Below are 26,020 nucleotides of genomic sequence, written 5' to 3' on the forward strand. Positions count from 1 at the left end.
AGGGCGGCGTATTGTACGAAATCACATCCCTCACTGCAACTGACCGCTTTAAATGTTTTTCCCGATGGAAATCATCAGAAACAATAATTGATAATGATTATCACTTAGATCTATTCTCTCTCCATATCCTTATGGAGGGTGATGCCATGCAACCCGCACTGACGACTACGATTCCAGCCCGCAAATTCAAGCTAACCCTGCTCGGGCCTGCCTTTATCGCCGCCATCGGCTATATCGACCCGGGCAACTTCGCCACCAATATTCAGGCGGGCTCTACCTTTGGCTACCAACTGCTCTGGGTAGTGGTATGGGCAAACTTGATGGCCATGCTGGTGCAAACCCTCTCGGCCAAACTCGGTATCGTCACCGGCAAGAATCTGGCGGAGCACATCCGCGACCGACTGCCAAAACCGGCGGTCTGGGCCTACTGGGTGCAGGCAGAGATCATCGCCATGGCCACCGACCTCGCCGAATTTATCGGCGCCGCAGTCGGCTTCAAGCTGCTGCTTGGCGTGACCTTGCTTGAAGGGGCCTGCATCACCGCCGTGGTGACCTGGGGGATCCTGATGTTGCAATCCCGCGGCCAGAAACCGCTGGAGTTCGTGGTCGGTGGCCTGTTGCTGTTTGTCGCGGCGGCCTACATCGTCGAGCTGATCTTCTCCCGCCCCCATCTGCCCAGCCTGCTGGAGGGCGCCCTCTTCCCCGGTCTGCCCAACAGCGATGCCGTCTATCTGGCCGCCGGTGTGCTCGGTGCTACCGTGATGCCCCACGTTATCTACCTGCACTCGGCACTGACCCAGCACACGCAGGATCAGGGTTCAGTCAGCCAGCGGCTGCACACCACCCGGGTCGATGTGGCGATTGCCATGACTATCGCCGGCTTCGTCAATCTGGCGATGATGGCGATGGCGGCCGCCGCGTTCCACAGCACGGGCCACCAGCAGGTAGCGGAGCTGGAATCCGCCTATCAGACCCTCACTCCCCTGCTGGGTCAGGCAGCAGCCACCCTGTTTGGCCTCTCGCTGGTCGCATCCGGCATCAGCTCTACCGTGGTAGGGACCCTGGCCGGGCAAGTGGTAATGCAGGGTTTTGTCCGCTTTACCATCCCGCTCTGGCTGCGTCGCGCCATCACCATGGCTCCCGCCTTCGTGGTAATCGCCATGGGTCTCAACACCACCGAAATTCTGGTGTTGAGTCAGGTGATCCTGAGCTTTGGCATCGCGCTGGCCCTGATCCCGCTGTTGATGCTGACCGGCGATCGCGCCCTGATGGGGGAGTATCGCAACCACCCCGTCACCCAGGCGGTAGGACGCCTTATCGTTGCGCTGGTGATCGGGCTCAACGCCTATCTGCTGGTTGCCATGATCTAGCGAACCGTAAAACCGAGAAGAGGGGCTCATTAACACTGGTTAATGAGCCCTTTCGCACTCTGGCGTATGCTGCCGCTTTCTCTTCTCATTTATCGTTGCGGGAGTCTTGCCATGGAACATACCCGAGCCAGCTTCGTACTGGGCCATCATCAGGAGCAGGCCAGCGTGGTCTGCTGCCAGCGCGGTGACACCACGCTGCTGGTCACCGACCTCACCCCCTTTCATCCCCAGAGCCACCTCTGGCCCGATCAGCCGGGGGACGTGGGCCATGCTCGCTGGGAAGGGGGCGAAGCCGCCATTGGCCCCTGCCGGATGGGGGCTATCAGCCCTGATGGCGAGCTGTTCGTCGATACTGCCATTCCGGTCAAGCGGAGCGCAGAGGGGTGGCGTTTCGTGGTGGTCCACCCGCTGACCGGAGACCACGCGCTAGCCGTTGGCAGCCAGGTCGAATTGCAAGTAGATAGCGCCGCCCGCCATGCCCTGAGTCTGGGCCATAGCGGCTGCCATCTGGCCGCGCTGGCGCTCAATCGAGTACTAACTCCCTACTGGCGCAAGGAGGTAAGCGAGCGTGATGCACTGGGCCAGCCCGACTTCGACCGCCTGGCTATTCAAAGCTCGCGGGTCGAGCCTTGCGGATCACGGGAGCAGTACCGAATCGGCAAGAGCCTGCGCAAGAAGGGGGTCAACAGCGAGACGCTGCTGGCAGATTTGGCGGTGATTGAAGAGAAGGTCAACCAGCAACTGGCCGACTGGATCGCAGCCGGAGGCGAGATCCGCCGTAGCCGCGCTGGCGAGGCGATCATCGATTCCCGTTACTGGCACTGCATGCTGGAAGGCCAGGAAGTCACCATCCCCTGTGGTGGCACTCATGTTGCCTCGCTCGCCGAGTTGGGGGAGGTCAAGGTACAGCTCACTCAAGTGGAAGAGGGCTGTGCCATGCTGACACGGGTCACGCCAACCGGCGCCTGAGTCGCTGACTTGCCCCCTCAGGGCTCACGCCCAAATTGGCAATAGAAAAGTATCGCAAAGAGGGGGCATCATCATGCCCCTCAACGCCCGTCATGACGGGCCGATGCTTCTCTTTTAACCACTCCCTGATTAGAATGCGCCTCCCACAGGAGGCACATCACCCATGAGTAGTACCCAACTACGCACCACCCCTGATCGACTTCGTTATCTGGTTCTCTACGAAGGCATCGGGCTGGCACTGGTCGCGCCGCTGATCAGCCAGCTGTTCGGTCAGGGCGTCGCCGAGGTCGGTTCACTGGCCATCTTCTTCTCCATCGTCGCCACCGCTTGGACCTACGGCTGGAACCTGTTGTTCGACAAGGGGTTGCTCAAACTGTGCGGGCGCACCAACAAGCGACCACTGGACCGCTTCCTGCACGCGTTTGGCTATGAGGCGAGCTTTATGATGCTCTCCCTCCCCTGCGTCATGTTCTGGCTCGATTTGGGAGTGTGGGACGCCCTGATGCTGGATCTCGGCTTCGTCGCCTTCTACCTCGTCTACATCATGGTCTTTACCTGGGCCTATGAGCGGATCTGGCCGCTGCCATCCACTCCGCAAACGGCATAAGGCCTCAGCCGCAATGAGGCCGACAGAAGAAACCAAAAAGGCAGGAAAAGCCAGGGAGCACTAAAACCGGAAGGATGGGAAAGCCCCATAAAAACAATGCCAGTCAGCGAGCTGACTGGCATTGGACAAAACAGACTTTCGGACTTACTTGACGGCGTCTTTCAGAGCCTTGCCAGCCACGAATGAAGGCACGTTGGCAGCAGCAATCTGGATCTCTTTACCAGTTTGCGGGTTACGACCGGTGCGGCCTGCGCGGTGGGTGACCTTGAAGGTGCCAAAACCGACCAGTTGCACAGCATCGCCTTCTTTCAAGCTCTGGGTAATACCATTGATGATCTCTTCCAGAGCCACTTTGGCCTGAGCTTTGCTCAGATCTGCTTTGGCGGCAATCGCATCGACAAGTTGAGCTTTGTTCATAACATTTCCTTTATGATCGGGCATTTAGCGCTGGGTCACTCTATGCAAAAAAAAACGCACAGGCAAAGCCTTTATCGAGCCGAACGCGTCAAACGCTGGGGTTTTCATCAAGATCTGCGGAAATAGTCACATTCCACACGCGAAAAACCGTGAGCAGGCCTGAAACCTGCTAGCACGCAGACACAATCCGCTGGCTATTTCTTCGCCACTTAACATTATCCCCCCATGGCTATTGACGCTTGCCCAGATTTTCCCTAGTTATAGGTTGTGTCACTGCTCAAACGGCTCGGAATACCGAACAATCGGCCAGCCTTTGCCCCACGGAGGGATAGGGATTATGTTGACGAAACTGGAACAGACCAAGCAGGCGCTGGCAGGCAAGCATAAGGCTATCGACGACTGGCTGGATGCAAGGCAAGCGTTGCTGGTTGGATACATGCAGCTGGCAGGCCTCACTCCGGCGCGGACCAAGCAACGCAGCCTGCCCAAAACAGAAGAGCTGCATCAGTTTTGCGACCGCCTGGTCGACTATGTCAGTGCAGGCCATTTCGAGATCTACCACCACGTCGTCACCGCCTTCGAGCAAGCCAGCGGCGAAACACTGGAGCTGGCCAAGCGCATTTATCCCCATATTCGTGCCACTACCGAGTTTGCCCTCGAATTCAACGACAAATACAGTGATGCCGACGAGGCCCAACTGCTACTGCTCGATGATGACCTCAACGAATTGGGCCCGGTACTGGAGGATCGCTTCAAACAGGAAGATCGCCTGGTCAAGGCACTCCATGTGGTGGAGTTCCTCAGTGCCCAGCAAGCCTGATTGCTATTTTCGGAGCAAGTTCAAGATACTGGCAGCCAAGGTGCATTACACTCAGAGCAATGATTCCCTGTGTCCAGCTGATTCCAAACTAGGAGATGAGCATGTCTGAGCGCCGCCGTTTTGCACGGATCCTCTATTTGACCACGGCCGAACTCACCCAGGGGGAGCACAAGTGGCAGACTCAGCTTGTCGACATATCCCTGCAGGGCGCCCTGTTAATCCGACCGGATGATTGGGAGAGCCGTGACAACAAGGAGTACCAGCTCAGTTTTGTCCTGAGTGGCAGCGACATCGAGATCAAGATGCAGGTCGAGCTAACCCATGAAGCCAGCAAGAAGCTGGGGTTCTACTGCCACCACATCGATATCGACAGCGCCACCCACCTCAAGCGGATGATAGAGCTCAACGTAGGTGACGAAGAGCTGCTGCATCGGGAGCTGGAACAGCTGTTGAACGAGCATCAGGAGCACAACCAGTCGTAACGACGCCCGGCCAGACATGGTGCTCTTTTCTGTTCATTCAGCCTCTATTGCTACGGTTATAACGCCTCGAGCGCCTCTGATAACTTCTTGACCGGCACCACTTCCATCCCCTCGATAGGATGCTTGGGGGCATTGGCGTGCGGCACGATGGCACGACGAAAACCGTGTTTGGCCGCTTCCTGCAGCCGCTCCTGACCAGAGGGGACAGGACGGATCTCCCCTGAGAGCCCCACTTCGCCAAACACCACCAGATCCTTGGGCAGCGCCTGATCCCGGAAACTGGAGACCATCGCCAGTAGCAGCGCCAGATCCGCACTGGTCTCCTCGACCTTGACCCCGCCAACCACGTTGATGAAGACATCCTGATCCGCCATCTGCAGCCCACCGTGACGGTGCAGCACCGCCAGCAACATGGCGAGCCGGTTGTGATCCATCCCCACCGCTACCCGACGCGGGTTGGAGAGCTGGGAGTAATCCACCAGCGCCTGCAACTCCACCAGCAGCGGCCGGGTGCCCTCCCAGATCACCATGACGATGGAACCGGGCGCCTGCTCCTGCCCCCGACTGAGGAAGATGGCGGAGGGATTGCTCACCTCGCGCATCCCCTGTTCAGTCATGGCAAAGACCCCCAGCTCGTTGACCGCACCGAAGCGGTTCTTGTGAGAGCGCAGAGTCCGAAAACGGGAGTCATGGCCACCGTCAAGCAGCACAGAGCAGTCGATGCAGTGTTCCAGTACCTTGGGGCCAGCCAGACTGCCATCCTTGGTCACATGACCCACCATGAAGATGGCCACATGGTTCTGCTTGGCGTAACGGGTCAGTAACGCTGCTGCCTCACGCACCTGTGAGACCGAACCGGGAGAAGATTGGACATCCGCCACATGCATCACCTGAATGGAGTCGATCACCATGATCTGCGGCTGCTCCTGCTGGGCAATCAGGCAGATCTGCTCAACGCTGGTCTCGGAGAGCATCCGTAGCTTGTCGGTAGGCAAACCAAGGCGGTTGGCCCGCATTGCCACCTGCTGGAGCGACTCCTCACCGGTGACATAGAGAGTTTTCATCCGCTCTGCCAGACCACACATGGTCTGCAGCAGCAGGGTCGATTTACCCGCCCCCGGGTTACCACCGATCAGAATCGCCGAGCCGGGCACCACACCGCCACCAAGCACCCGATCCAACTCCTTGAAACCGGAAGTAAAACGGGGGATTTCGGTGGTGGCGATCTCTGCCAGTGTCTGTACCTGACTGCCGACCGCGCCGGCATAACCGGTGTAACGGGCACTCTTGCCTGCGGGAGTGACGGAGCCAAGGCGTACCTCGGTGATGGTATTCCACTCCTTGCACTCGCTGCATTGACCTTGCCAGCGTGTGAAGTCGGCACCACATTCGGAACAAACATAAGCAGTTTTATTTTTAGCCATTGATAACTCGGGGACAGGATGAATTCCTGCTTGATATACTTGTTTGCGACCGACAGATCAAACCCAGAATCGGAAAAGTGACTTTCCGTGGCAGGAACACATGGATTCAGTACACCAACAACATCTGATTGAACAACTTGTACCCCTGCTGCGGGAGAAAGATTTCGAAGAGATCTTCAACCGTCTGACCCAGGACGAAAACAGTAACGGCCGTTTTCTGATCAAGATGGAGCTCAATCGCAAATGCTCCCCTTGCCGCAGGGTTATCGACATGCGCGATGAACTGGAGGACGAGTGCCTGGTGCACGAGTTCGACGGTATCACCCACTTTATGCCGGCCGAGGCCATCGGACTGTTTCAGTCCCAGTGCTATCTCTACCGTGACGCCTATACCCTTGGCGTTTACGAAGCGCTGCAACAATGGCAAAAGAACCATCACCACGCCCGGGTGGATGGCCTGCTGCAACCCCCTGTCAGCCCCTTCCGGCAATACGACGTCAACACCATCGTCTTTGCCAGTTACTACGGGCGACGACAAGAGCGGATGCACTTTAGCTCGCCCTTGCTCATCAAACTTCATGACGGGGAGAAGTTGTTCGCCAAAAGTTCCGATCTTTCCCTCGGCGGCATGAGAGTCTCGGTCCCCTATTTGCCCAATTACCAGACCGGCGCTCAGGTCGAGGTCTTCTTTACCGGGCTAGAGCGGGATCACCCCAATCCGGTGCTGCATCAGCCGGTCGGTTACCAGATCCTCGGTGAAGAGAGCAAGGAAGGGAAGTATTGGCTGAGGCTGGTACGCTCCGGTGAGCAGCCCGCCTTCGATGCCTTCCTCAGCGACTTTATCGAAGCCAACAAGATCCGCTATCGGGTCAGCGTCGACTATCTGCTCTCCGCCGCCATCATCAAGGGATATGAGCAGTTCTACCTGCCACGGATGACCGGCATGCCGCTCTTCTTCAGCACAGGAGATTGTCCCTCACTCGAGATAGCACTGCGCACCGAGAACAACCAGCACCTGCTGGAGTATTGGCGCGACGAGAAAAACCGCGATGCCCTGGCGGGACTCTTCTCAGCAAAACGGATGAAACGCCTCTGCCCTGCTCCCGGCACCACGACCGAAACCCTCATCTACTGCTTCACCCACACGGTACGCAGCCATATCTATTTCTTCTCTGCCACTTCTGAAGAGCTGCGCCAGAGTGGTCTCACCGCCCTCTTCTTCCAGGTGGGCTCCCGACGTCCCAGCTGGCGTGTCTACAAGTTTTCACTGGAGGCGTGTGAATCGCTGGAGGCAGATGTAGGGCAGTTGCAGGGGGTCGAAAATTCGCAACTGCAGGATATTCTGTTACTCGAACGTCTCAAACTGATTGGGTATTGCGGCCTGCTGCAGGAGATCAGTCTGGAGTCCCAACGGGAGGAGTTCCGCCCGGAGGGCGAGCTGGGCAATAATGCCAATGAATTGCAACGTTTTGGTCACGAGCTGGGCGTTGCCCCCTTCGAGATTGAATCCCTGCACTATGTCCAGTTGCGCAAGGAGCTGCGCTATATCCACAAAACAGCCGTTGCCATCCATCACAATGGCAAGTCATGGCTTGGCTGGACCCGAGATATTTCTGCCCATGGCCTGCAGGTCGAGCTGGAAGATGCCTTTATCGGCGAGAAAAACGATGTGGTGACCATCGCCCTGCCCCGTCTGCAGGAGTTATCCAAGAGCATGGATCTGCAGCATCTCTCCTACCGGCTGGTTAGTCTCAACATGACTCGCACCGTGCTGCACCTCTGTATCGACGGGGATTCCGATCGTCATACCGGTCGTCAGTTCTTCAGCCTGCTGATCGAGAGCAACCAGAACAAGCTCAAGGCGGCGCAGGAGCAGCGCCGTTATCGCGGACTGGCGCGAGCCCTGCGCAATATTTACACCCACCACCTGTTCAACTCACCGGTCTATATCAACAAACTGAAGGGTGCCCCCAAGCCAGCCGCCATCGGCAAGTCACTCACTCCGCGCAGCCTGCAACAACTGTTAACCGCCTGTGCCGAGCAACCTGAGCAGGAGAACCTCTATCCGCTGTTTCAGGGGGAGTTGTTCAAGGAGCTGCTGATGAATCCGTTGCGAGCCATCGAGCGGGAGGACAAACCGCGTGAAGATGAGGTCTATATTGCCAGCATCCAGACCAAGGCGGGCCTCCCCATCTTCACCAGCCGCCTCGCCAGCAGCTTTAGCAACCTAAAAGAGAAGCGCCAGTTCATCGAGCTGGCACTGCAGCAGGGAGAATTCTACTCGGTGCTGGTCGGCATCTCCCGCACCGGACGCCCCGACACCAACTTCATTGCCAATGAGCTGGACTACATCGCCAAGTTCGCCATTCACAAGGCAAAGCGGCTGGAAGAGGAGTTGTGGAGTGTCGTGGGGGTTGGCGAGCTGACCGACACCACCCAGGCAACTCTGTTCCGGTTCGGCATCACGCAGCCGCCCCGCTGATCCCATCGACACGGGCGCACTATGTGCCCTGTTTTTTGTCATGCTGCCTGCGGATTGAGCAGCCATTCCAGGATCCGGGGAAAGTGATCCTCCTGCGCCTGCGGGGCGGTCAGCATATTGATGTGGTCATAGTCAAGCCGGTTGCCATTATCACGCCCCAGGCGGGTGTGACGAGCAGCCGAGCCTATCTCGTCGCTGAAACGGCGCACATCGGTCGGATGGCCCAATACCTTGTCGGCTCTGGCAGAGATCATCCAGAGTGGCGGCCAGTTGACCCGTGCCGCCCCCTCGTCATAGGCAAAACCGTCGTGAGGATCCCGCCAGGGGCCACACTTGACCCAGGGGATGGTCTCCTGCAGATAGCGCAGCGGCTCGTCGTCAGCACCGATCTTCAGAGTACGAGCCGCCAGAAAACCACGGCGGCGAGCCAGCCAGGGGGCCAGCCGATTCCAGATCAGATCCACCTTCAGCCAGCGCTCGGGATTGTGCACCGACACACCGCGCTTGGTGCCAAAAAACAGCAGACTGGCCACCTGCTCCGCCAGCTCGGGGAAGCGCACCAGGGTCGAGGCCATGATGACACCGCCCCAGGAGTGGGCCACCCAGTGCACCTTGAAGCCATGATGGCACTCGGCAATCCAGCGATGCAGGGCGGGCAAGTCCTCGGTGATTAGCTCGTGCTGGCCGTGCTCCGCCAGCTCGGCGATGGCCGGAGTGCTGAGCCCCCGTCCCCGCAAATCAGCCACATAGACCTGATAGCCGTGGCGGGCCAAAAAACAGGCCAGCCCCTTGCCCGATTCGGTGTAAAAGATGCGGCCGTTCTCGATGGCGCCGTGCACCATCAGGATCGGCTCGCCATGCACGGCGACCCGGGGTTTGATGTGGCGAACATGCAGTTGATGGGCGCCACAGGGGATAAACAGAGACTGCTGCAACAATTCCATTTTTATTGGTTTCCTCCTTGAAACACAGTCAGCGCTTGTCCCAGCGTTGTTCGCTGCAGGCCCGCGCCGCCAGCAGGCAGATCACCCCCTCCAGATCGTGATGATTGAGGGTGGCCGCAGCCTGCGCCCGCACCAGCGGCTTGGCATGAATAGCAATCCCAAGACCTGCCACGCCCATCATCTTGAGATCGTTAGCACCATCGCCGATGGCCACGGTCTGGGCGGCAGCAATGCCGTACTCCTGAGCAAGCTGCTGTAACACCTCGGCCTTGACGCTGGCATCAACGATGCGCCCGCTCACCTTGCCAGTCAGCTGACCCCCTTCCACCGCCAGCTCGTTGGCGAAGATAGCATCGAGCCCCAGCGCCTGCTGCAACTCGCCGGCAAAACGGGTAAAACCGCCGGAGGCGATGGCCACCTTCCAGCCAGCCTCTTTGAGGGTATCGACCATCAGTTGCAAGCCGGGCATCCACGGCATGTTGGCGGCCACCTCGTCGAGAATGGTGACCGGCGCTCCAGCCAGCAGGGCCACCCGGTTGCGCAGACTGTCGGAGAACTCCAGTTTGCCCTGCATGGCAGCAGCTGTTACCGCCGCCACCTGATCGCCGACCCCCGCCAGCCGCGCGATCTCGTCGATGCACTCGATACGGATCGCGGTGGAATCCATATCCATCACCAGCAGGCCGGGCTCGTTCAGGGTCGGTAGCGCGGGCAGATGGCAGAGATCGATCTCCCACTCACCGCTCTTGAGCTCGGCCACCAGCTCGGCAGAAAATCTATCGCAGCCAAGCAGTAGCAACGGCACGCCCGCCACCTCGGTGGGAGGATAGAGGGTGGCCGCCAACTTCTGTGCAGCCAACAGTGGCGACAGACGCGCCAGATGGGAGGCGCCCAGCCCCTTGCCAAACAGCACCAACCAGCCGCTCGTCTGCGGGGTCTCTGTCGGTTGCAACGCATCTGCGTGGAGCTGCCAACAGGGTGAGCCGGACAACAACGCGGGCCAATCGGATAACAGAGGGGGGAGCCGGGACAACAACATAAGGGATACGCCTTCCTTGGTGATCAGGGGGTTAACAATGCTGGCCCAGAGTAGCGTATTGCTTTTTGTACAGGCAAGCGCCAAGATCCCGCCACTCCTTGTTACCATGAGGTCTCGCGCTTGCAGCGTCATCTTCCCATCAAACGTGTTCTCAGCCTGGGTGCCGGTATCCTGCTCGGATGCTGGGTGCTCGGTGTGCTCATCCATATGCAGGGTGAAAGCCAGGCCTCGCTGCACAGCGAAGCGCGCAACCGGGCACAGGCGCTGGTCGCCTATGCAGCCCGCGACATGAAACGCTGGATCAAGGAGGAGAAGAGCAGCGAGCTGGAGCGGCTGGCGCGGGATCTGGCGGCGGAGCCGGAGATCCTCGATGCCACCCTCTACGACGGACGCGGCATTCCCCTCGCCCAATCGGAGCAGGCGGTGCCGCTGGAGAGCCTGCTGCCCATCGGCAGCGATAACAAGTCACTACCGGAGCAGGGCAAGGGGCGGATCCAGTTCGTGCAGGAGATCCGGGATGGCGAGCAGACCATCGGCTTCCTGCGCATCACCCTGGAAGAGCAGCAGATGCTGGCAGACAAGGACACCCGGCTCAAGGTGGTGCAGGAGAAACAGCGGCTGATGCTGCTGGTCGCCCTGCTGGCCGGAGTGCTCATCTCCTACGGCGTGCGCCGCAACTACATGCGGGTGCGCAAGCACAAGAAAAAGAGTACGCCCCCCGCGCCGCCTCCGGAAAACTGATGGCGCAACCAGAGAGCAGATACAAAAACGGCGGCCAGAAGGCCGCCGTTTCTTATTCGCAAGGGAATTACTTGTCGCCCAGCAGGACGGAATCCAGCGCGATTTCGATCATGTCGTTGAAGGTCAGCTGACGCTCTTCAGAGGTGGTCTGCTCACCGGTACGGATATGGTCGGAGACGGTGCAGATGGTCAGCGCCTTGGCACCGTACTCTGCAGCCACGCCGTAGATACCGGCGGCTTCCATCTCGACACCCAGGATGCCGTATTTTTCCATGACGTCGAACATGGAGGGGTCCGGAGTGTAGAACAGGTCGGCGGAGAAGATATTACCCACACGCACGGCAACGCCCTTGTTCTTGGCGGCCTGTACAGCGTTGGCAACCAGGTCGAAGTCGGCGATGGCAGCGAAGTCGTGATCCTTGAAGCGCAGACGGTTTACTTTGGAGTCGGTGCAGGCACCCATACCGATCACCACGTCACGCAGTTTCACGTCTTCACGCACGGCGCCACAGGAGCCCACACGGATCAGGGTCTTCACACCGTAATCGGTGATCAGCTCTTTGGCGTAGATGGAGCAGGAGGGGATACCCATGCCGTGCCCCATTACAGAGATACGACGGCCCTTGTAGGTACCGGTGAAACCGAACATGTTGCGCACGTCGCAGATCTGCTCGACGTTCTCCAGGAAAGTTTCAGCGATGTACTTGGCGCGCAGGGGGTCGCCCGGCATCAGCACGGTATCAGCAAAGGCGCCATCTTTCGCATTGATATGAGGAGTTGCCATTCTCTTGATTCCTTCACACTAGGTTGAGTTTTATTGTTTTATAAATTGCCCGCCGCCGAAGTGGCGGGCGGGTAAATTACAGGAAGCTGGTACCGTACGCCAGTTTCGGCAGGCCGTGGTAAGCCGCGATGCTCTGGCCGATATCGGCAAAGGTCTCGCGACGACCGACAGAGCCAGCCTTGACCGGCTTGCCGAAGAACAGCACCGGAATGTATTCGCGGGTGTGGTCGGTACCACCCCAGGTCGGGTCACAGCCGTGGTCGGCAGTCAGCACCACCACGTCGCCATCTTGCAGCAGCTCAAACAGCTCCGGCAGGCGGGAATCGAAATACTCCAGCGCACCGGCATAACCGGCAACATCACGGCGGTGGCCGTAGGAGGAGTCGAAGTCGACGAAGTTGGTGAAGACGATGGTGTTGTCACCGGCCGCTTTCACCTCTTCCAGCGTGCGATCCCACAGCTCGGTCAGACCGGTCCCTTTCACCTGCTTGGTGATGCCCTGCTGGGCATAGATGTCGGCAATCTTGCCGATGGAGACAACCTGGCCACCCGCATCTTTCATGTAATCCAGCACGGTCGGCGCCGGCGGCAGCACTGAGTAGTCGTGGCGGTTGCCGGTACGCTTGAAGTTGCCCTTGCCAGTGCCCACGAACGGACGCGCAATCACGCGGCCGATGTTGTAGGGCTCCAGCAGCTCGCGAACGATGTGGCACAGCTCATAGAGCTTCTCGAGGCCGTAGGTCTCTTCGTGGCAGGCAATCTGGAACACCGAGTCGGCGGAGGTGTAGAGGATCGGCTTGCCGGTCTTCATGTGCTCTTCGCCCAGATCATCAAGCACCTGGGTACCGGAGGCGTGGCAGTTGCCGAGATAACCTGGCAGACCAGCCTTCTCGACGATGGCGTCCAGCAGCTCCTGCGGGAAGCTGTTGTGGTGATCCTTGAAGTAGCCCCACTCGAACAGCACGGGCACGCCGGCGATCTCCCAGTGACCGGACGGGGTGTCCTTGCCGGAGGAGAGCTCCTGCGCAAAGCCGTAGGCACCGACCACATCGATATCTTTCTTCAGCCCTTCCGGGAAGTAGCCGGAGGCCTGCTCGCAGGCGTGGCCCAGACCCAGCTTGTTGAGGTTCGGCAGATTGAGGGCGCCACGGCCTTCAATTTCACCTGCCGCACACGCCTTGGCGATATGGCCAAGGGTGTTGGCGCCCACATCTCCGAACTTGTCGGCGTCGGCAGCAGCGCCAATACCGAAAGAGTCCATCATCAGAATAAAGGTACGTTTCATGGGTCTTCCCCTTGTTACAAATCGGCCAGGGTGATACGGCGGTACACTTCAGGCAGTGCCTCCGGCCGCTCGCCACCAATCCGGACAGCCGCCTGCACCATGCTGGCAGCCTGAGCATATTGCTCTTCAGTCTGAGCGTGGATCATCGCGATCGGCTTGTCAGCATCGACGCTTTGACCCAGGCGGATAAAGTCGGTCAGACCGACCGCATAATCAAGTTTGTCACCGGCAGCGCGGCGACCACCGCCCATGGCGACCACGGCCAGACCCAGCTCGCGGGTATCCATGGCGGTCACGAAACCGCTGTTGGCCGCGAAGACCGGGCGCACGATGGCGGCTTTGGGCAGGTAAGCGTCGTAACGCTCCATAAAATCGGCCGGGCCACCGAGACCAGTCACCATGCGACCGAAGACCTCGGCCGCCTTGCCATTATCCAGCACCGCCTGCAGCTTGGTGCGGGCATCGCGCTCGTCGCTGGCAAGACCGGCGGAGATCAGCATCTCGGCGCACAGCGCCATGGTCACTTCGTGGATCCGCGGGTTGCGGTATTCACCGGTCAGGTAGCGCACAGCTTCACGCACTTCCACCGCGTTACCGGCGCTGGAGGCCAGCACCTGGTTCATATCGGTCAAGAGCGCAGAGGTGCGGCAACCGGCACCGTTGGCCACGGCGACTATGCTCTTGGCCAGCTCTTCGGAGGCTTCGAAGGTCGGCATAAAGGCGCCGGAGCCCACTTTCACATCCATCACCAGCGCTTCGAGCCCGGAGGCGAGCTTCTTGGAGAGGATGGAGCCGGTGATCATGGCGATGGATTCGACGGTTGCGGTGATGTCCCGTACTGCATAGATACGCTTGTCAGCGGGGGCAAGATCGCCGGTCTGGCCGATGATGGCGACACCCGCCTCTTTCACCACTTTGAGGAAACGGTCGTTGTCGACCGAGGTCTGGTAGCCGGGAATGGCATCCAGCTTGTCGAGGGTGCCGCCGGTGTGGCCCAGACCACGGCCGGAGATCATCGGCACGAAACCGCCGCAGGCAGCGACCATCGGGCCAAGCATCAGAGAGACCACATCACCCACCCCGCCGGTGGAGTGCTTGTCGACAATCGGGCCACCCAGATTGAGGTGATCCCAGGTCAATACCATGCCGGAGTCGCGCATGGCGCAGGTCAGGGCAACCCGCTCATCCATGGTCATGTCTTTGAAGTAGACCGCCATCGCCAGCGCGGCGATCTGCCCTTCGCCGATGGTGTTGTTGGTAATGCCCTGAACGAAGAATTGAATTTCTTGGGTACTGAGCGCTTCACCGTTGCGCTTCTTGCGAATAATTTCTTGAGGCAAAAACATCTTTCATTCCCTCCGCCATTGCTGGCGTTACACAAGCCTGAATCCTTGCCCGCACACCGCATGGTGGGGGCTAACAGGGCGGACAGCCGTCCGCCCTCTCATCAACCTATTAGTAACCGCTGGTGTTGGCCGGCTTGTCGCCATGCCCCAGAGTGGCCAGCAGACTGGCCAGCAGGCTGGATGCACCAAAGCGGAAGGTACGGGCGGATACCCAGTCGTTGCCGAGGATCTCTTCGGCCATGGCCAGGTACTGACCGGCAACGGCGGCATCTTTCACGCCACCAGCTGGCTTGAAGCCGACTTTCGGATTCTTGGCCTTGATCACTTCCATCATGATGCGGGCCGCTTCTGGGGTCGCATTGACCGGCACCTTGCCGGTGGAGGTCTTGATGAAGTCGGCACCAGCATCGATACAGATCTCGGAAGCGCGACGGATCAGCGCCTCTTCTTTCAGCTCGCCGGTTTCGATGATCACTTTCAGCAGCACGTTGGCACCGCAGGCCTCTTTACAGGCTTTGACCAGATCAAAACCGATCTGTTCATTACCGGCCATGAAGGCGCGATACGGGAACACTACGTCCACTTCATCAGCACCGTAGGCGACAGCGGCACGGGTCTCGGCCACGGCGATCTCGATATCGTCGTTGCCGTGCGGGAAGTTGGTCACGGTCGCAATGCGTACGTCGGCAGCGCCGATCTCACGCAGGGTCTTGCGAGCGATAGGGATAAAACGGGGGTAGATGCAGACGGCGGCGGTCAGGCCAGCCGGTGACTTGGCCTTATGGCACAGGTCGATCACCTTCTGATCGGTGTCGTCATCGTTCAGGGTGGTCAGGTCCATCAGGTTCAGGGCGCGCTGAGCGGCCACTTTCAGATCAGTCATTCTGTTCTCCAAAGTCTCGATTTAATCCAGATAACCGGGCACCACCATACCATCCAGCGATGGATGCACAGGCAGTAATCCCCAGCTATACGGGAATGGAATTACAGTGCGAAGGCACCGGCACTATCGGGATGCTATTCAAAACACCCTGCAGGCACTGCGACTGTAAATAAGGCAAGAGCCCTGTCACTTTCTTACAAAAGTGCGGACTTGGTTCCATGAAGACTTGAGAATGGCCGACAACATCTGACCCGACTTCCCAATCAATTCCATTTGACCGCCAACACCCGATTTCATCGAGTATTAGTCATTGCCAGCACCCTGCTGGCAACGCCTATTTCAGCCGAGATACCCCCTGTTTGCAAGCCAGATTTGCCAATTTCAGAGGTACCTCACATCTGGCAAATCCAGGTCTATAAAAGCCTTACGAAAAGAAACGAGTCAGGATCCAGGAGTAGGCCAATCCCCCCAGATAGACCCCGACGATCCCCATTACCCCGGATAAAACGGGAGGCGCCGGGATTGGCAATTTGAGGAAAGAAAACAACAAACCAACTATAAAGCCGGCCACCATCGCCAGTAGCACTTCATTCATATAACCTCCGATTTGACTCATTTTATTATTAGTTTAGATAGGAAAACGGTTGTCACCGCTCCATACGCGAACGCCACGGCAGATGCCGTGGCGTTCGTGTTTATACCCTGTCAGTCAGGCGGCGATTACATGCCGGACAGTGCCAGGAAGAAGCCTGCGATAGTGGCAGACATCAGGTTGGACAGAGAGCCAGCCAGTACGGCTTTCAGACCAAAGCGTGCAATGGTGCCGCGGCGGTTCGGCGCCATGGACCCCAGACCACCCAGCAGGATGGCAACAGAGGAGAGGTTGGCAAAACCACACAGCGCGAAGGAGATGATCGCCTTGGTATGATCGGACATGGCCACACCGTTGATCAGCACTTCGTCTTTCAGGTACGGAGCGAAGTTCAGGTAAGCCACGAACTCGTTCACTACCAGCTTCTGACCGATGAAGGAACCAGCAACCACAGCTTCATTCCAGGGCACACCGATCAGGAAGGCCAGCGGGGAGAAGATCCAGCCCAGCAGCAGTTCCAGAGAGAGTTGCGGATAACCGAACCAGCCACCCACACCGGAGAAGATGCCGTTGATCATGGCGATCAGACCGATGAAGGCCAGCAGCATGGCGCCGACGTTCAGGGCCAGTTGCATACCGGCAGAAGCGCCAGCAGCAGCAGCGTCAATGACGTTGGCAGGCTTGTCATCCAGCTCGGCATCGGCAGAGCTTTCGTCGTAGTTCGGGGTCTCGGTCTCGGGAACCAGCAGCTTGGCGAACAGCAGACCACCCGGTGCAGCCATGAAGGAGGCAGCAATCAGGTATTCCATCTTCACGCCCATGGAGGCGTAACCTGCCAGTACGGAACCGGCAACGGAAGCCAGACCACCACACATGACGGCGAACAGCTCGGAGTCAGTCATCTTGGAGATGTAAGGACGAACCACCAGCGGCGCTTCGGTCTGACCGACGAAGATGTTGGCAGTTGCAGACAGGGATTCGGTGCGGGAAGTACCCAGTACTTTCTGCAGACCGCCGCCCAGCAACTTGATGACCATCTGCATGATGCCCAGGTAGTAGAGCACTGCAATCAGGGAGGAGAAGAAGATGATGACCGGCAGAACACGGAAGGCAAAAACAAAGCCGCCGCCACCGAACACTTCAAACATCTTGTTGCTGACCAGACCGCCAAACAGGAAGTCGATCCCGTTCTGGCCGTAGCTGATCACGCTGGATACCGCGTCGGACACGCCGACCAGGATATCGCGACCAACCGGAACATAGAGTACAAACGCCCCCAGACCGGCTTGAATTGCGAACGCACCGACAACGGTACGCACGTTGATTGCCTTGCGATTGCTGGAGAACAGCACCGCGATAAGGACGAGCGTCGCCATCCCTACCAGACCCATGAACAAATTCATTATTATCTTCCTCTAGTAGCACCTGGCTTGTTAGCGAGTTGTTATCAAACCCAACTAATCAAGGGGAGCGCATTATACTAATTAAAGTCCGATAAAATAGAATGCTGGTCACATTTTATCGTTATCAAAATGTCCAAGTGTCACAAAATTAGACAGCAAACGATTTTTACGCTCATTTTTTTTCCTGACAACTAAATCAGGTGTTGCGAATTTGTTTCATGGCAATGGGTCGTGATGGAAAATATGCCGGGCAGTTTCAAATAACACCTTAGCAACATCTACCGATGATTCCTCCCGCAAAGTCATCAATATTTCAGCTATTTTCGGCAGCGCTTCCGGGGTATTCCGAGTGCCTTGCTCATCTTGTAACGGCATATCGGGCGAATCGGTTTCCAGCACCAGGGCCTCGAGCGGCATAGCACGAAATACCTCTCGCGTCTTGTTCGCCCGCTCAAAACTGATTACCCCGCCCACCCCGAGCCGAAAGCCCAGTTGCCAGAAAGCCTCCGCCTGCTGCAACGAACCGCTGAAAGCATGGATCACCCCGCCACGAGGCGGCTTGAAGCGGCGCAACAGCTTGACCACAGTGTCATTGGCGCGCACCGAGTGGATCATCAGGGGGAGCCCAGCATCAGCAGCCAGCCGGATCTGAGCCTCAAACAGCGCAAGCTGCCCCTCCTGCGGCACGTGAGAACGGAGGTCCAGCCCGCACTCACCAATGGCCACCAGCCTGGCAGGTTGACTCATCACCAACGCTCGCAGCCGTTCCATCACCCCCTCCCGCTGCTCACCGGTATACCAGGGATGAATTCCCAAACCATAAAAAAGGCCGTCATGCTGATCTGCCAGTGCCATCACACGAGTCCAGTTATCCTCTGCGATGGCAGGAATGATATACTGCGTCACCCCTAATGCCCGGCAACGGGCCAGCAGCGCCTCCCTGTCCTGGTCGAACACCGGAAAGTCGAGATGGCAATGGGTATCTATCAGCTGCATATCACTCACACCTGTTTGCGGTATTTAATGGGTCATTGAACATGATGAACAACAGAAACAACGGCTTTACCCTGATTGAACTGGTGTTGGTGATCATAGTGCTGGGGATCCTGACCGTCACCGCCCTGCCACGCTTTATCAATATCAAGGATGATGCCCTGAAAAGCACGGTCTCGGCGACTGCTGGCAGCTTTGCCAGTGCAGTTCAACTGGCAAATGCCGGCTGGGCGGTGAAAGTACAGGGGCAAGACCTCGCGCTGTATAACTTCAGTGGGATGGGCAATAAAGATCTGGATATCAACCACTACGGCTGGCCTGTGGGTACGAAAGAAGGGGGTCAAGGAATCGATGAACCCTCAACAGGTGGGGGTAGTAACGAAATCTCTGTGAACAGTAGAGACGACTGCGCTCTTCTGTTCGCCGCGCTCCTTGATACTGATCAATCTGTGGAAGATGAGGACAAAAAAGATGAAAACACAATTTATATCTCAAAGCTAATTTCTGCAGATGACCAAACCGAGCCAAGTGGTTTGGAACACTTTAACTGCCGTTATATTCTGCAAAAATCAATAGGCCGCTTCCCGGCTGACTCAGAGTATGAAAACGGCCTCGGCTTCGAGTACAACAGCGTTACCGGTGCCGTGACCCGCAATTTTGATTGAGCTCAGCCTCTTCTGCGCAAGCTCGCTCTTTGCTTGAGTCCTCATTATAACGAACCGGTGTGCAGCAGCGCCGGTTCTCCTGAGTGAGCCCCCACTCCTCGCACCACGCATCGTAACGGGCCAGCCAACGCAGCAATACCCCTTTCATCGTCACACCTCCGCCAACAGGTTCAGGTCAAAAACCATCCTAATCAGAGTCGGCAAGGGGAGCAAGGCATCCCCATGACCACGGTCGAGCAAAATAAAAAGAGCTGGTCAGCATGGCTGACCAGCTCTTTAACATTCCCTGAAGAGGTTATCCGACGAGCGATAGCTCATCCGCCTCAAAGGCTCTTCAGTTTCTCTTCCGGCAGAGCCAACTCGTCGTTGTGGTTAACACCGATGCCACGCTCCAGCACATGACGGGCGATGGCGTGCGCTTCTTCCAGCGAGTGCATGCTGTAGGTGCCGCACTGATACTCGTTCAGCTCGGGGATCTTGGCCTGATCCTGCACGGTCAGCACGTCGCTCATGGCCGCCTGCCAGGCTGCGCCAACACGGGCTTCGTCCGGCGCGCCGATCAGGCTCATGTAGAAGCCGGTACGGCAACCCATGGGGGAGATATCGATGATCTCCACGCCGTTGCCATTCAGGTGATCACGCATAAAACCGGCGAACAGGTGCTCCAGCGTATGGATACCGCGCTCGGAGAGGATCTCCTGGTTCGGCACACAGAAACGCAGGTCGAACACGGTAATGGTGTCCTTGTTCGGGGTCTGCATAGTCTTGGCCACACGCACCGCTGGCGCTTCCATACGGGTGTGGTCAACGGTAAAACTGTCCAATAACGGCATTTCTGACTCCTGATTGGGTTACCAGAACCAGCCCCCGCGGGAGAGCTGATCCTTGCATTGTCGATACTGGGCGCCGTAGCGCTGGGCGCGAGCCTCTACCTTGCGCGAGGTTTTCATCAACCACCCCTTGCTGCGATAGCTGCCACGCCGGTAGCCACCCCACCCTTCGTGATAGTTGAGGTACTGGCCATAGGCATCCCACTTGGAGGTGCCATTGAGCCGCTGGGCCTTGTTAGTGTACCAGCCCATAAAATCGATGGCGTCGGCAAAGTCATCGCGATCGCTCCAGCTATTGCCGGTCTCTCGCTGGTAATCAGCCCAGGTCTCGTCTTTCACCTGAGCGTAGCCATAAGCCGAGCTCGCCCGCCCGGTCGGAATAAAGAGGAAATACTCCATCGGCGGCTGGGCGTCGTGTACGAAGGAGGACTCCTGATACATCATGGCCATCACCACATGGATCGGCGTCCCCCACTTCTCGTTCATCTTGAGCGCGGCCTTGTGCCACTCCGGCTTCTCGCGAAAGATCTGGCACAGGTTTTCCGGCTGAGCCGGCGGGCGGGTACTGCACGCAGTGAGTACTGCCAGCAGGCCTGCCACCGCCACGATGCGCTTTCGGGACATCAGAGCAGAACTTGATTTGCTCTCCTGAACATAACGAGGCAAAAACGACATCAGATAGCGTCTTCGTTCTCTTCGCCGGTACGGATACGAATGACGCGCTCCACCTCGCAAACGAAGATCTTGCCGTCACCAATCTTGCCGGTGCGGGCGGTGTTCTGGATCGCTTCCAGACAAGCATCGAGATCCTCATCCTGCACCACCAGCTCCACCTTCACTTTCGGCAGGAAGTCGACCATATATTCGGCGCCGCGATAGAGCTCGGTATGGCCCTTCTGGCGGCCGAAGCCTTTGACTTCGGATACGGTCATGCCGTTGATGCCGATCTCTGCCAGGGCCTCGCGCACATCGTCCAGCTTGAACGGTTTGATGATGGCTTCAATCTTCTTCATGGTGACTCCTTACCAGTTCTGTTTGCCGAACCCGGATGTAATGGGGTAACGGCGATCCTTACCAAAGTTGCGAGCCGTAATGCGGGGCCCGACCGCCGCCTGACGGCGCTTGTATTCGTTGAGATCCACCAGTCGGATCACCTTGCGTACCACAGCTTCCTCGAAGCCCTCCGCCACCATGTCGGCGACCGAGGCATCCTCTTCCACGTAGCACTTGAGAATGGCATCGAGGATGTCGTATGGGGGCAGACTATCCTGATCCACCTGATCCGGCGCCAGCTCCGCTGAAGGAGGACGGTCGATAACCCGCTGCGGGATCACATAGTCGACCGAGTTGCGATATTCGCACAATTTGAATACCAGCGTCTTGGGCACATCTTTCAGCACGTCGAAACCGCCCGCCATGTCACCGTACAGGGTGGCATAACCGACCGCCATTTCGCTCTTGTTACCGGTGGTCAGCACGATACGGCGACGCTTGTTGGAGAGCGCCATCAACAGCACGCCGCGGCAGCGGGCCTGCAGGTTCTCTTCGGTCGTATCGCGAGCGGTACCTTCAAACAACGGCGCCAGCTGGGTCATAAATCCTTCGAACATCGGCTCGATGGAGATGATGTTGAACTCAACCCCCATCCGCTCGGCCTGCTCCTTGGCATCCTCCACGCTCATCTGGGCGGTATAGCGGAACGGCATCATCACCGCCTGCACCTTGTCGGCCCCGATGGCATCGGCCGCGATGGCCAGCGTCAGCGCCGAGTCGATACCGCCGGATAGGCCCAGTACGGCACCATGGAAACCGTTCTTGATGACATAGTCGCGCACCGCCAGCACCAGCGCCTGATAGGTCTCGGCCAAGGGTTCCAGCGGCGCAGCGGGCTCCCGTTCTTTCACCGGCTGGCCATCGGCAAAACGTACCAGCGCCAGCTCTTCGGCAAACGGGGCCAGTTTGTGGGTCAACTCGCCCTGGCTGTTGAACACCTTGGAGCAGCCGTCGAAAATCAGCTCATCCTGACCGCATACCTGATTGAGGTAAACCAGCGGCAGACCGGTCTGATCGCAGCGCTCGGCCATCAGCTCGCGGCGGATCCAGGGTTTTTCCTGATCGTATGGCGACGCATTGATGGTGAGCAGCAGCTCGGCACCCGCCGCCTTGGCAGCCAGCGCCGGACCCGGCTGCCACAGATCTTCACAGATGAGCAGCCCCAGCTGGTGACCACGGAACGGCACCACGCAGGTCTCGGTTGCCGCGGTGAAGTAGCGCTTCTCATCAAACACGCCGTAGTTGGGCAAGTCCTGCTTGAAGTAACGGGCAATCAGCTTGCCCTGCTCATAGAGTGACGCCGCGTTGTAGAGCGCCTCCCCTTCACGCCAGGGATGCCCCACCAAAATGGCACAGTTGCCCTGCCATTCGGCAACACGAGCCAACGCGGCTTCGACCCGGATCATCAGATCGGCGCGCAGCAGCAGATCTTCCGGTGGATAGCCGGTCAGGGCCAGCTCGGAGCAGACCAGCAGATCGGCACCTTGCTGCTCGGCCTGAGCCGCCGCAGCGAGCACTTTGTCAGTGTTATCTTCGATGGCGCCTACCGTCAGATTCAACTGGGCAAGCATCAGAGAGAGGGCTTTTGCCATGGCGATGCATCTTGTATTCGAAAATGATGGGGAATGATAAAGAAAAGGCGCTGGCTGTGCCAGCGCCCCGGATTCAAGGGGTACAACTTAGATTAGCTGCATTGGTTACACCATTATCCACCAGCAGGGCACAAGGACCACTAATCACCTGACCGTTGGCGGGTGGCGTCATGGCGATGCTGAGGGAAGCAGGTTTCAACAAGTAAGTTTTATTGCCCTGTGCACTGTAGGAGAAGTTCACCACCAAGCTACTATTTTGCGCTGCCGTACAGACATAGGTAGCCGGCTGGTTGTTAGCCTGGGGTTTATCAATACGGCAAGTAGCCCCCGAAGTTGTGGTACTGACATTCAAGCCACTGAAGGTATTTTTGCCGCAAGATACTGGCGCAGTATTGTTGCCATTCCCTTGCTCAAGACACTCTATGCGTCCCGATACAGTGAGAGTTGGCACAGTCTGGGAGCTGGTATCGATCGAGATAGGCATGGTGGCGACCTTGGCCTCACTTCGATCTACCGGTGAGATAAGTGAAGCTGTGATCCCCGAGTTACCTTGGTAGGCCGTCACCTTGATCGATGCACTTTGCAACACGTTGGATGCATCCTTGGTGCTCTTCTTGGCGGACAGATAACCACGGCTGTAGCTACCAAAATAATAGCTGCCAAGATCAACGACTGTCTTGACAGGCTCGTTGGTCACACCGACATAGTCAGAGGCACTGCCAGTCAACTGGCCACTCAATGGCACCAAGCTCCACTCCGCCAGCATGGTCAGATTGATATCCTGAAACGGAACCTTGGCCAACAGATCCTGAGAAGTCAGATCGAGCTTCGAGAGACTGTCCGGCGAGAGCAGATCCACGTAGATACCTCTAGCAATCAACTGGGCGGTCCCCGTATTCATGGTGATCTTGGTGCTGGTATCTCCCCCTGTCGCAGCATTGGCAGGCAACCACTCTGCAAATTCGGTGATCGTCGGCGGCGTGGCCGTGGGGTTTGCGGTCCAGTTGAGGGTGTTTTTCTGCCAGGTGATGTAGGTAGTAACTACGTACTTGATGTAGTTCTGATAGCTGGTCTGGTTTGCGGGCTTGGCAAGAAAATCAGCGCTGGTCACGACAACTTTGATCAGGTTCCAGTCAGGCAGCGGGCGATAGTAACCATCAAGTCTGACAAAGCGGCAGGCATCCACATAATCGCCACTATTGACCGATGAGAGGCCACTGTTGTAACGCAGTCGACTGGTATTGAGTGGAGCGTAAAACTGTTCGAAACTGCTGCCGCTGCCATCGAAATGATCCTTGCAGCAACTGGTGCAGAGACTCGGCTGATCTCTGACACTGCTGTTGAGTACCCCGGTCTGCTTGGTAACCTGGGAGCCCACATTCCAGTACAACAGGTTGCTGCTGGTCAAAATGGCCTTACCGGGCAGGTAGGCATTGACACTCGAGCCATAACTGCAGGAACAGGAGACCGATGCCAGATCCTGCAGCACCTGTTGAGTATTGCCACCATTGTCTGGCTTATAGGTAACAGTCTCGAATTGCACCAGTTTGCCAACAGAACCATCCTTGGAGGTCACGGTGGGCAATGGCTTGCTGGTCTCTTGCTTGCGCCCTTCCTGGTCAATCTGGATGGAAATGACATCGGGCGCGACCCCGGGGGTATAAACCACATGGGGCGGTTCACGACTGGTATCCAACCCCCCGTTAAACTGATTCTGGGTTAATGACTCAACAGGCGATACCGCACCGGAAAGCAACAAGGAATGGGACTGCCCGACGCTGTCGCTCCAACTGACAGTGACATTGACCACCTTTCGGCCAGAATAGGCATGCAAATAACCCGCCGGGATAGCCGTTTGCCAGCCAGAACCATTCCAGTACTGATTGCTGACGGTCCAACTAAGGGCATAAGTCCCACCGCCATCAGGAGGTGTCGCCGAACTGGAACCTGCCGCGATACTGTTATAAGCAGTAAGCGGTGAAACCGCGCTTACCACTCCATTGAAGGTACGAAACGCATCCAGTTTTGACTCCGCCAGACGCATGGCTACCTCATAACGGCGGCTATCCTGGGAGGTATTGAGCAACGAACGAGACATAGCCACCAATCCTGCGACCCCCACTCCCAGCAGAACCAGAGTGATCAAAATCTCTAACAGCCCAAATCCCTTGTGCGGTTTCATACATGCTCCTACCAGTCGCGCCAGCTACCAGGCACCAGATTGATGCTCTGAAACGCAGCCCCATTTTCGATATTGCTCAACACCGCCTGATCATACTTGGCATCAAAGGTACCGTTAGCCGTTTTGCCCAGTTGATAGTTGGCCACCACGGCACCGTTGACGATAGCCCCCCCCTTCAAGCTGATATCAGTAGTCGCCGTAGCAGGCGTGGATGAATAGGCAAACACCAGCCCATAGAGGGTAGCGCTCCCATTGACCATCAGATTGCCATTGCGAACGATGAGTACCACGGGCGCAGCAACCGAGCCGATAGACCCACCCGGTTTGCAGTCTCCATCGACGATAATAAGGCCGCTTGAGGCGGTCGAGAGCGAGTCGCAATTATTCAACCGTTGTACTGCTCGTGACTCCAGATTGGCCCACCCCGTAGCGTCATCATTCTCATTAAACAGATACCAGACCAGGTCTGTGGGGAATGCCGTATCATTATCTTTGATGTCCGACTGCTTATCACCCTTCTGGCTAATGTAGGTACTGCACCCGCCGCTGTAGTCTCCCTGATGGCAAGTCTGACCAGAACCATTGGTCAAATCCACATTGCCATTCGTCCAGACAGATAACGGAACCCCTGGCCCCCCACCGTTAGGGTTGGCCACCACAGTGAAGTTGCCGGATACTGCCATACCACCGGCAACTGTCAGGGGGGCTGCGGGAGTGCCGGCCAACACGCTTATCTTGATGGCCTTCACCTCAACCTCTGCATTGGCGGTACTGTCCACCAGGGTTGCCATAGTGCGCACTTTAACCGGAACTACGTTCGCCCCACCGACAATCACGGTCGGTTCATCCAGAGCCCACAGGGTATAATTGCCAGCCGAAACAGTGATAGATATACCGCTACTGGGGGTGCGCCAAGCTGCATCCTGCGCAAGCCGTCCGACCCCATCCGAGAGACCCAGCTCGGCCAGTGCCAACGCCTGCCGGTACTGTACTTCATTAAGACTGACACGACGGTCAGCAACCATCAGCTTGCCCACCAGCAAAGAGATGCCAAGCAGGATCACAATAAGCAGCAGCGTAATAGTGAATGTGGTAAAGCCAAGATAACGTTTCATGG

25 protein-coding genes are annotated in these 26,020 nt (G+C 57.7%); 8 read left to right on the plus strand and 17 right to left on the minus strand.

From position 1 onward, the window contains the following. Positions 1-146 precede the first annotated feature (146 nt). The 3 genes from G5168_RS08295 to G5168_RS08305 all read left to right on the plus strand — a co-directional run bounded on the left by G5168_RS08295 (position 147) and on the right by G5168_RS08305 (position 2,946). The gene (locus G5168_RS08295) at positions 147-1,370 is read left to right on the plus strand and encodes an Nramp family divalent metal transporter (protein ID WP_421222213.1); all 1,224 of its coding nucleotides are present in this window, start codon (positions 147-149) and stop codon (positions 1,368-1,370) included. A 111-nt stretch (positions 1,371-1,481) separates the two neighbouring features. Continuing rightward, positions 1,482-2,339, plus strand: a complete 858-nt coding sequence (locus tag G5168_RS08300) for a hypothetical protein (protein ID WP_421222215.1) — start codon at positions 1,482-1,484, stop codon at positions 2,337-2,339. Positions 2,340-2,502: 163 nt separating this feature from the next. After that, complete coding sequence (locus G5168_RS08305; protein WP_064337327.1) at positions 2,503-2,946, plus strand: PACE efflux transporter; 444 nt, start codon at positions 2,503-2,505, stop codon at positions 2,944-2,946. Between the two features lie 144 nt (positions 2,947-3,090). On the opposite strand, the gene hupA is transcribed toward G5168_RS08305, so the two are convergent. Next, positions 3,091-3,363 (minus strand): nucleoid-associated protein HU-alpha, encoded by a 273-nt coding sequence (gene hupA / locus G5168_RS08310; protein WP_005340484.1) that lies wholly within the window; start codon positions 3,361-3,363, stop codon positions 3,091-3,093. 337 nt (positions 3,364-3,700) lie between these two features. Here hupA and rsd point away from each other — a divergent pair, with 337 nt between their 5' ends. Next, on the plus strand, positions 3,701-4,183 hold the full coding sequence (gene rsd, locus G5168_RS08315; RefSeq protein ID WP_216952872.1) for a sigma D regulator: 483 nt from the start codon (positions 3,701-3,703) through the stop codon (positions 4,181-4,183). 101 nt (positions 4,184-4,284) lie between these two features. Then, positions 4,285-4,665, plus strand: coding sequence for a PilZ domain-containing protein (locus G5168_RS08320; RefSeq protein ID WP_216952871.1), 381 nt, complete (start codon positions 4,285-4,287; stop codon positions 4,663-4,665). A gap of 56 nt (positions 4,666-4,721) precedes the next feature. Here the strand turns inward: G5168_RS08320 and radA are convergent, their stop codons facing one another. Further along, entirely contained in the window at positions 4,722-6,089 is a 1,368-nt protein-coding gene (radA, locus tag G5168_RS08325) for a DNA repair protein RadA (RefSeq protein ID WP_005341318.1), read from the minus strand. 100 nt (positions 6,090-6,189) lie between these two features. Here radA and G5168_RS08330 point away from each other — a divergent pair, with 100 nt between their 5' ends. Further along, on the plus strand, positions 6,190-8,571 hold the full coding sequence (locus G5168_RS08330; protein WP_421252071.1) for a PilZ domain-containing protein: 2,382 nt from the start codon (positions 6,190-6,192) through the stop codon (positions 8,569-8,571). A 38-nt stretch (positions 8,572-8,609) separates the two neighbouring features. On the opposite strand, the gene G5168_RS08335 is transcribed toward G5168_RS08330, so the two are convergent. Beyond that, positions 8,610-9,515, minus strand: coding sequence for an alpha/beta fold hydrolase (locus tag G5168_RS08335; protein ID WP_421252072.1), 906 nt, complete (start codon positions 9,513-9,515; stop codon positions 8,610-8,612). 28 nt (positions 9,516-9,543) lie between these two features. Next, positions 9,544-10,554, minus strand: coding sequence for a phosphoserine phosphatase SerB (gene serB, locus G5168_RS08340; RefSeq protein ID WP_421222218.1), 1,011 nt, complete (start codon positions 10,552-10,554; stop codon positions 9,544-9,546). Between the two features lie 120 nt (positions 10,555-10,674). Here serB and G5168_RS08345 point away from each other — a divergent pair, with 120 nt between their 5' ends. After that, the gene (locus tag G5168_RS08345) at positions 10,675-11,295 is read left to right on the plus strand and encodes a YtjB family periplasmic protein (RefSeq protein WP_005348965.1); all 621 of its coding nucleotides are present in this window, start codon (positions 10,675-10,677) and stop codon (positions 11,293-11,295) included. A 67-nt stretch (positions 11,296-11,362) separates the two neighbouring features. Here the strand turns inward: G5168_RS08345 and deoD are convergent, their stop codons facing one another. From deoD to G5168_RS08380, 7 genes are all read right to left on the minus strand, one after another. Next, positions 11,363-12,079 (minus strand): purine-nucleoside phosphorylase, encoded by a 717-nt coding sequence (deoD, locus tag G5168_RS08350; protein WP_005340471.1) that lies wholly within the window; start codon positions 12,077-12,079, stop codon positions 11,363-11,365. A 76-nt stretch (positions 12,080-12,155) separates the two neighbouring features. Continuing rightward, a complete protein-coding gene (locus G5168_RS08355) occupies positions 12,156-13,364 on the minus strand; it encodes a phosphopentomutase (protein WP_421252073.1) in 1,209 nt (402 codons plus the stop codon). A gap of 14 nt (positions 13,365-13,378) precedes the next feature. Continuing rightward, positions 13,379-14,710: a thymidine phosphorylase gene (gene deoA, locus G5168_RS08360; RefSeq protein WP_421252074.1), complete on the minus strand. Its 1,332-nt coding sequence runs from the start codon at positions 14,708-14,710 to the stop codon at positions 13,379-13,381. Between the two features lie 109 nt (positions 14,711-14,819). Next, complete coding sequence (gene deoC, locus G5168_RS08365; protein WP_005340468.1) at positions 14,820-15,593, minus strand: deoxyribose-phosphate aldolase; 774 nt, start codon at positions 15,591-15,593, stop codon at positions 14,820-14,822. 424 nt (positions 15,594-16,017) lie between these two features. Continuing rightward, positions 16,018-16,188, minus strand: a complete 171-nt coding sequence (locus G5168_RS08370; RefSeq protein WP_005340467.1) for a XapX domain-containing protein — start codon at positions 16,186-16,188, stop codon at positions 16,018-16,020. A gap of 125 nt (positions 16,189-16,313) precedes the next feature. Further along, positions 16,314-17,588 (minus strand): NupC/NupG family nucleoside CNT transporter, encoded by a 1,275-nt coding sequence (locus G5168_RS08375; RefSeq protein ID WP_019445565.1) that lies wholly within the window; start codon positions 17,586-17,588, stop codon positions 16,314-16,316. 216 nt (positions 17,589-17,804) lie between these two features. Next, on the minus strand, positions 17,805-18,584 hold the full coding sequence (locus G5168_RS08380) for a TatD family hydrolase (RefSeq protein WP_216952865.1): 780 nt from the start codon (positions 18,582-18,584) through the stop codon (positions 17,805-17,807). A 41-nt stretch (positions 18,585-18,625) separates the two neighbouring features. Between G5168_RS08380 and G5168_RS08385 the strand changes: the two genes are divergently transcribed. Beyond that, positions 18,626-19,246, plus strand: coding sequence for a type II secretion system protein (locus tag G5168_RS08385; protein WP_421252075.1), 621 nt, complete (start codon positions 18,626-18,628; stop codon positions 19,244-19,246). 323 nt (positions 19,247-19,569) lie between these two features. On the opposite strand, the gene luxS is transcribed toward G5168_RS08385, so the two are convergent. From luxS to G5168_RS08415, 6 genes are all read right to left on the minus strand, one after another. Beyond that, the gene (gene luxS / locus G5168_RS08390) at positions 19,570-20,079 is read right to left on the minus strand and encodes an S-ribosylhomocysteine lyase (RefSeq protein WP_005340462.1); all 510 of its coding nucleotides are present in this window, start codon (positions 20,077-20,079) and stop codon (positions 19,570-19,572) included. A gap of 18 nt (positions 20,080-20,097) precedes the next feature. Further along, positions 20,098-20,700: a transglycosylase SLT domain-containing protein gene (locus G5168_RS08395; RefSeq protein ID WP_042030721.1), complete on the minus strand. Its 603-nt coding sequence runs from the start codon at positions 20,698-20,700 to the stop codon at positions 20,098-20,100. Positions 20,701-20,750: 50 nt separating this feature from the next. Next, positions 20,751-21,089, minus strand: a complete 339-nt coding sequence (gene glnB / locus G5168_RS08400; RefSeq protein ID WP_005308848.1) for a nitrogen regulatory protein P-II — start codon at positions 21,087-21,089, stop codon at positions 20,751-20,753. A 9-nt stretch (positions 21,090-21,098) separates the two neighbouring features. Beyond that, positions 21,099-22,721: an NAD+ synthase gene (locus G5168_RS08405; RefSeq protein ID WP_421252076.1), complete on the minus strand. Its 1,623-nt coding sequence runs from the start codon at positions 22,719-22,721 to the stop codon at positions 21,099-21,101. Between the two features lie 73 nt (positions 22,722-22,794). After that, positions 22,795-24,903 carry a type IV pilus modification PilV family protein gene (locus tag G5168_RS08410; RefSeq protein ID WP_227341913.1) on the minus strand — a complete coding sequence of 703 codons (2,109 nt, stop codon included), beginning with the start codon at positions 24,901-24,903 and terminating at the stop codon, positions 22,795-22,797. 8 nt (positions 24,904-24,911) lie between these two features. Next, positions 24,912-26,018, minus strand: coding sequence for a PilX N-terminal domain-containing pilus assembly protein (locus G5168_RS08415; RefSeq protein WP_216952861.1), 1,107 nt, complete (start codon positions 26,016-26,018; stop codon positions 24,912-24,914). Positions 26,019-26,020: the final 2 nt, after the last annotated feature.

The organism is Aeromonas sp. 600724, assembly GCF_049175135.1.
In the GTDB taxonomy this organism is placed as follows: domain Bacteria; phylum Pseudomonadota; class Gammaproteobacteria; order Enterobacterales; family Aeromonadaceae; genus Aeromonas; species Aeromonas veronii_A.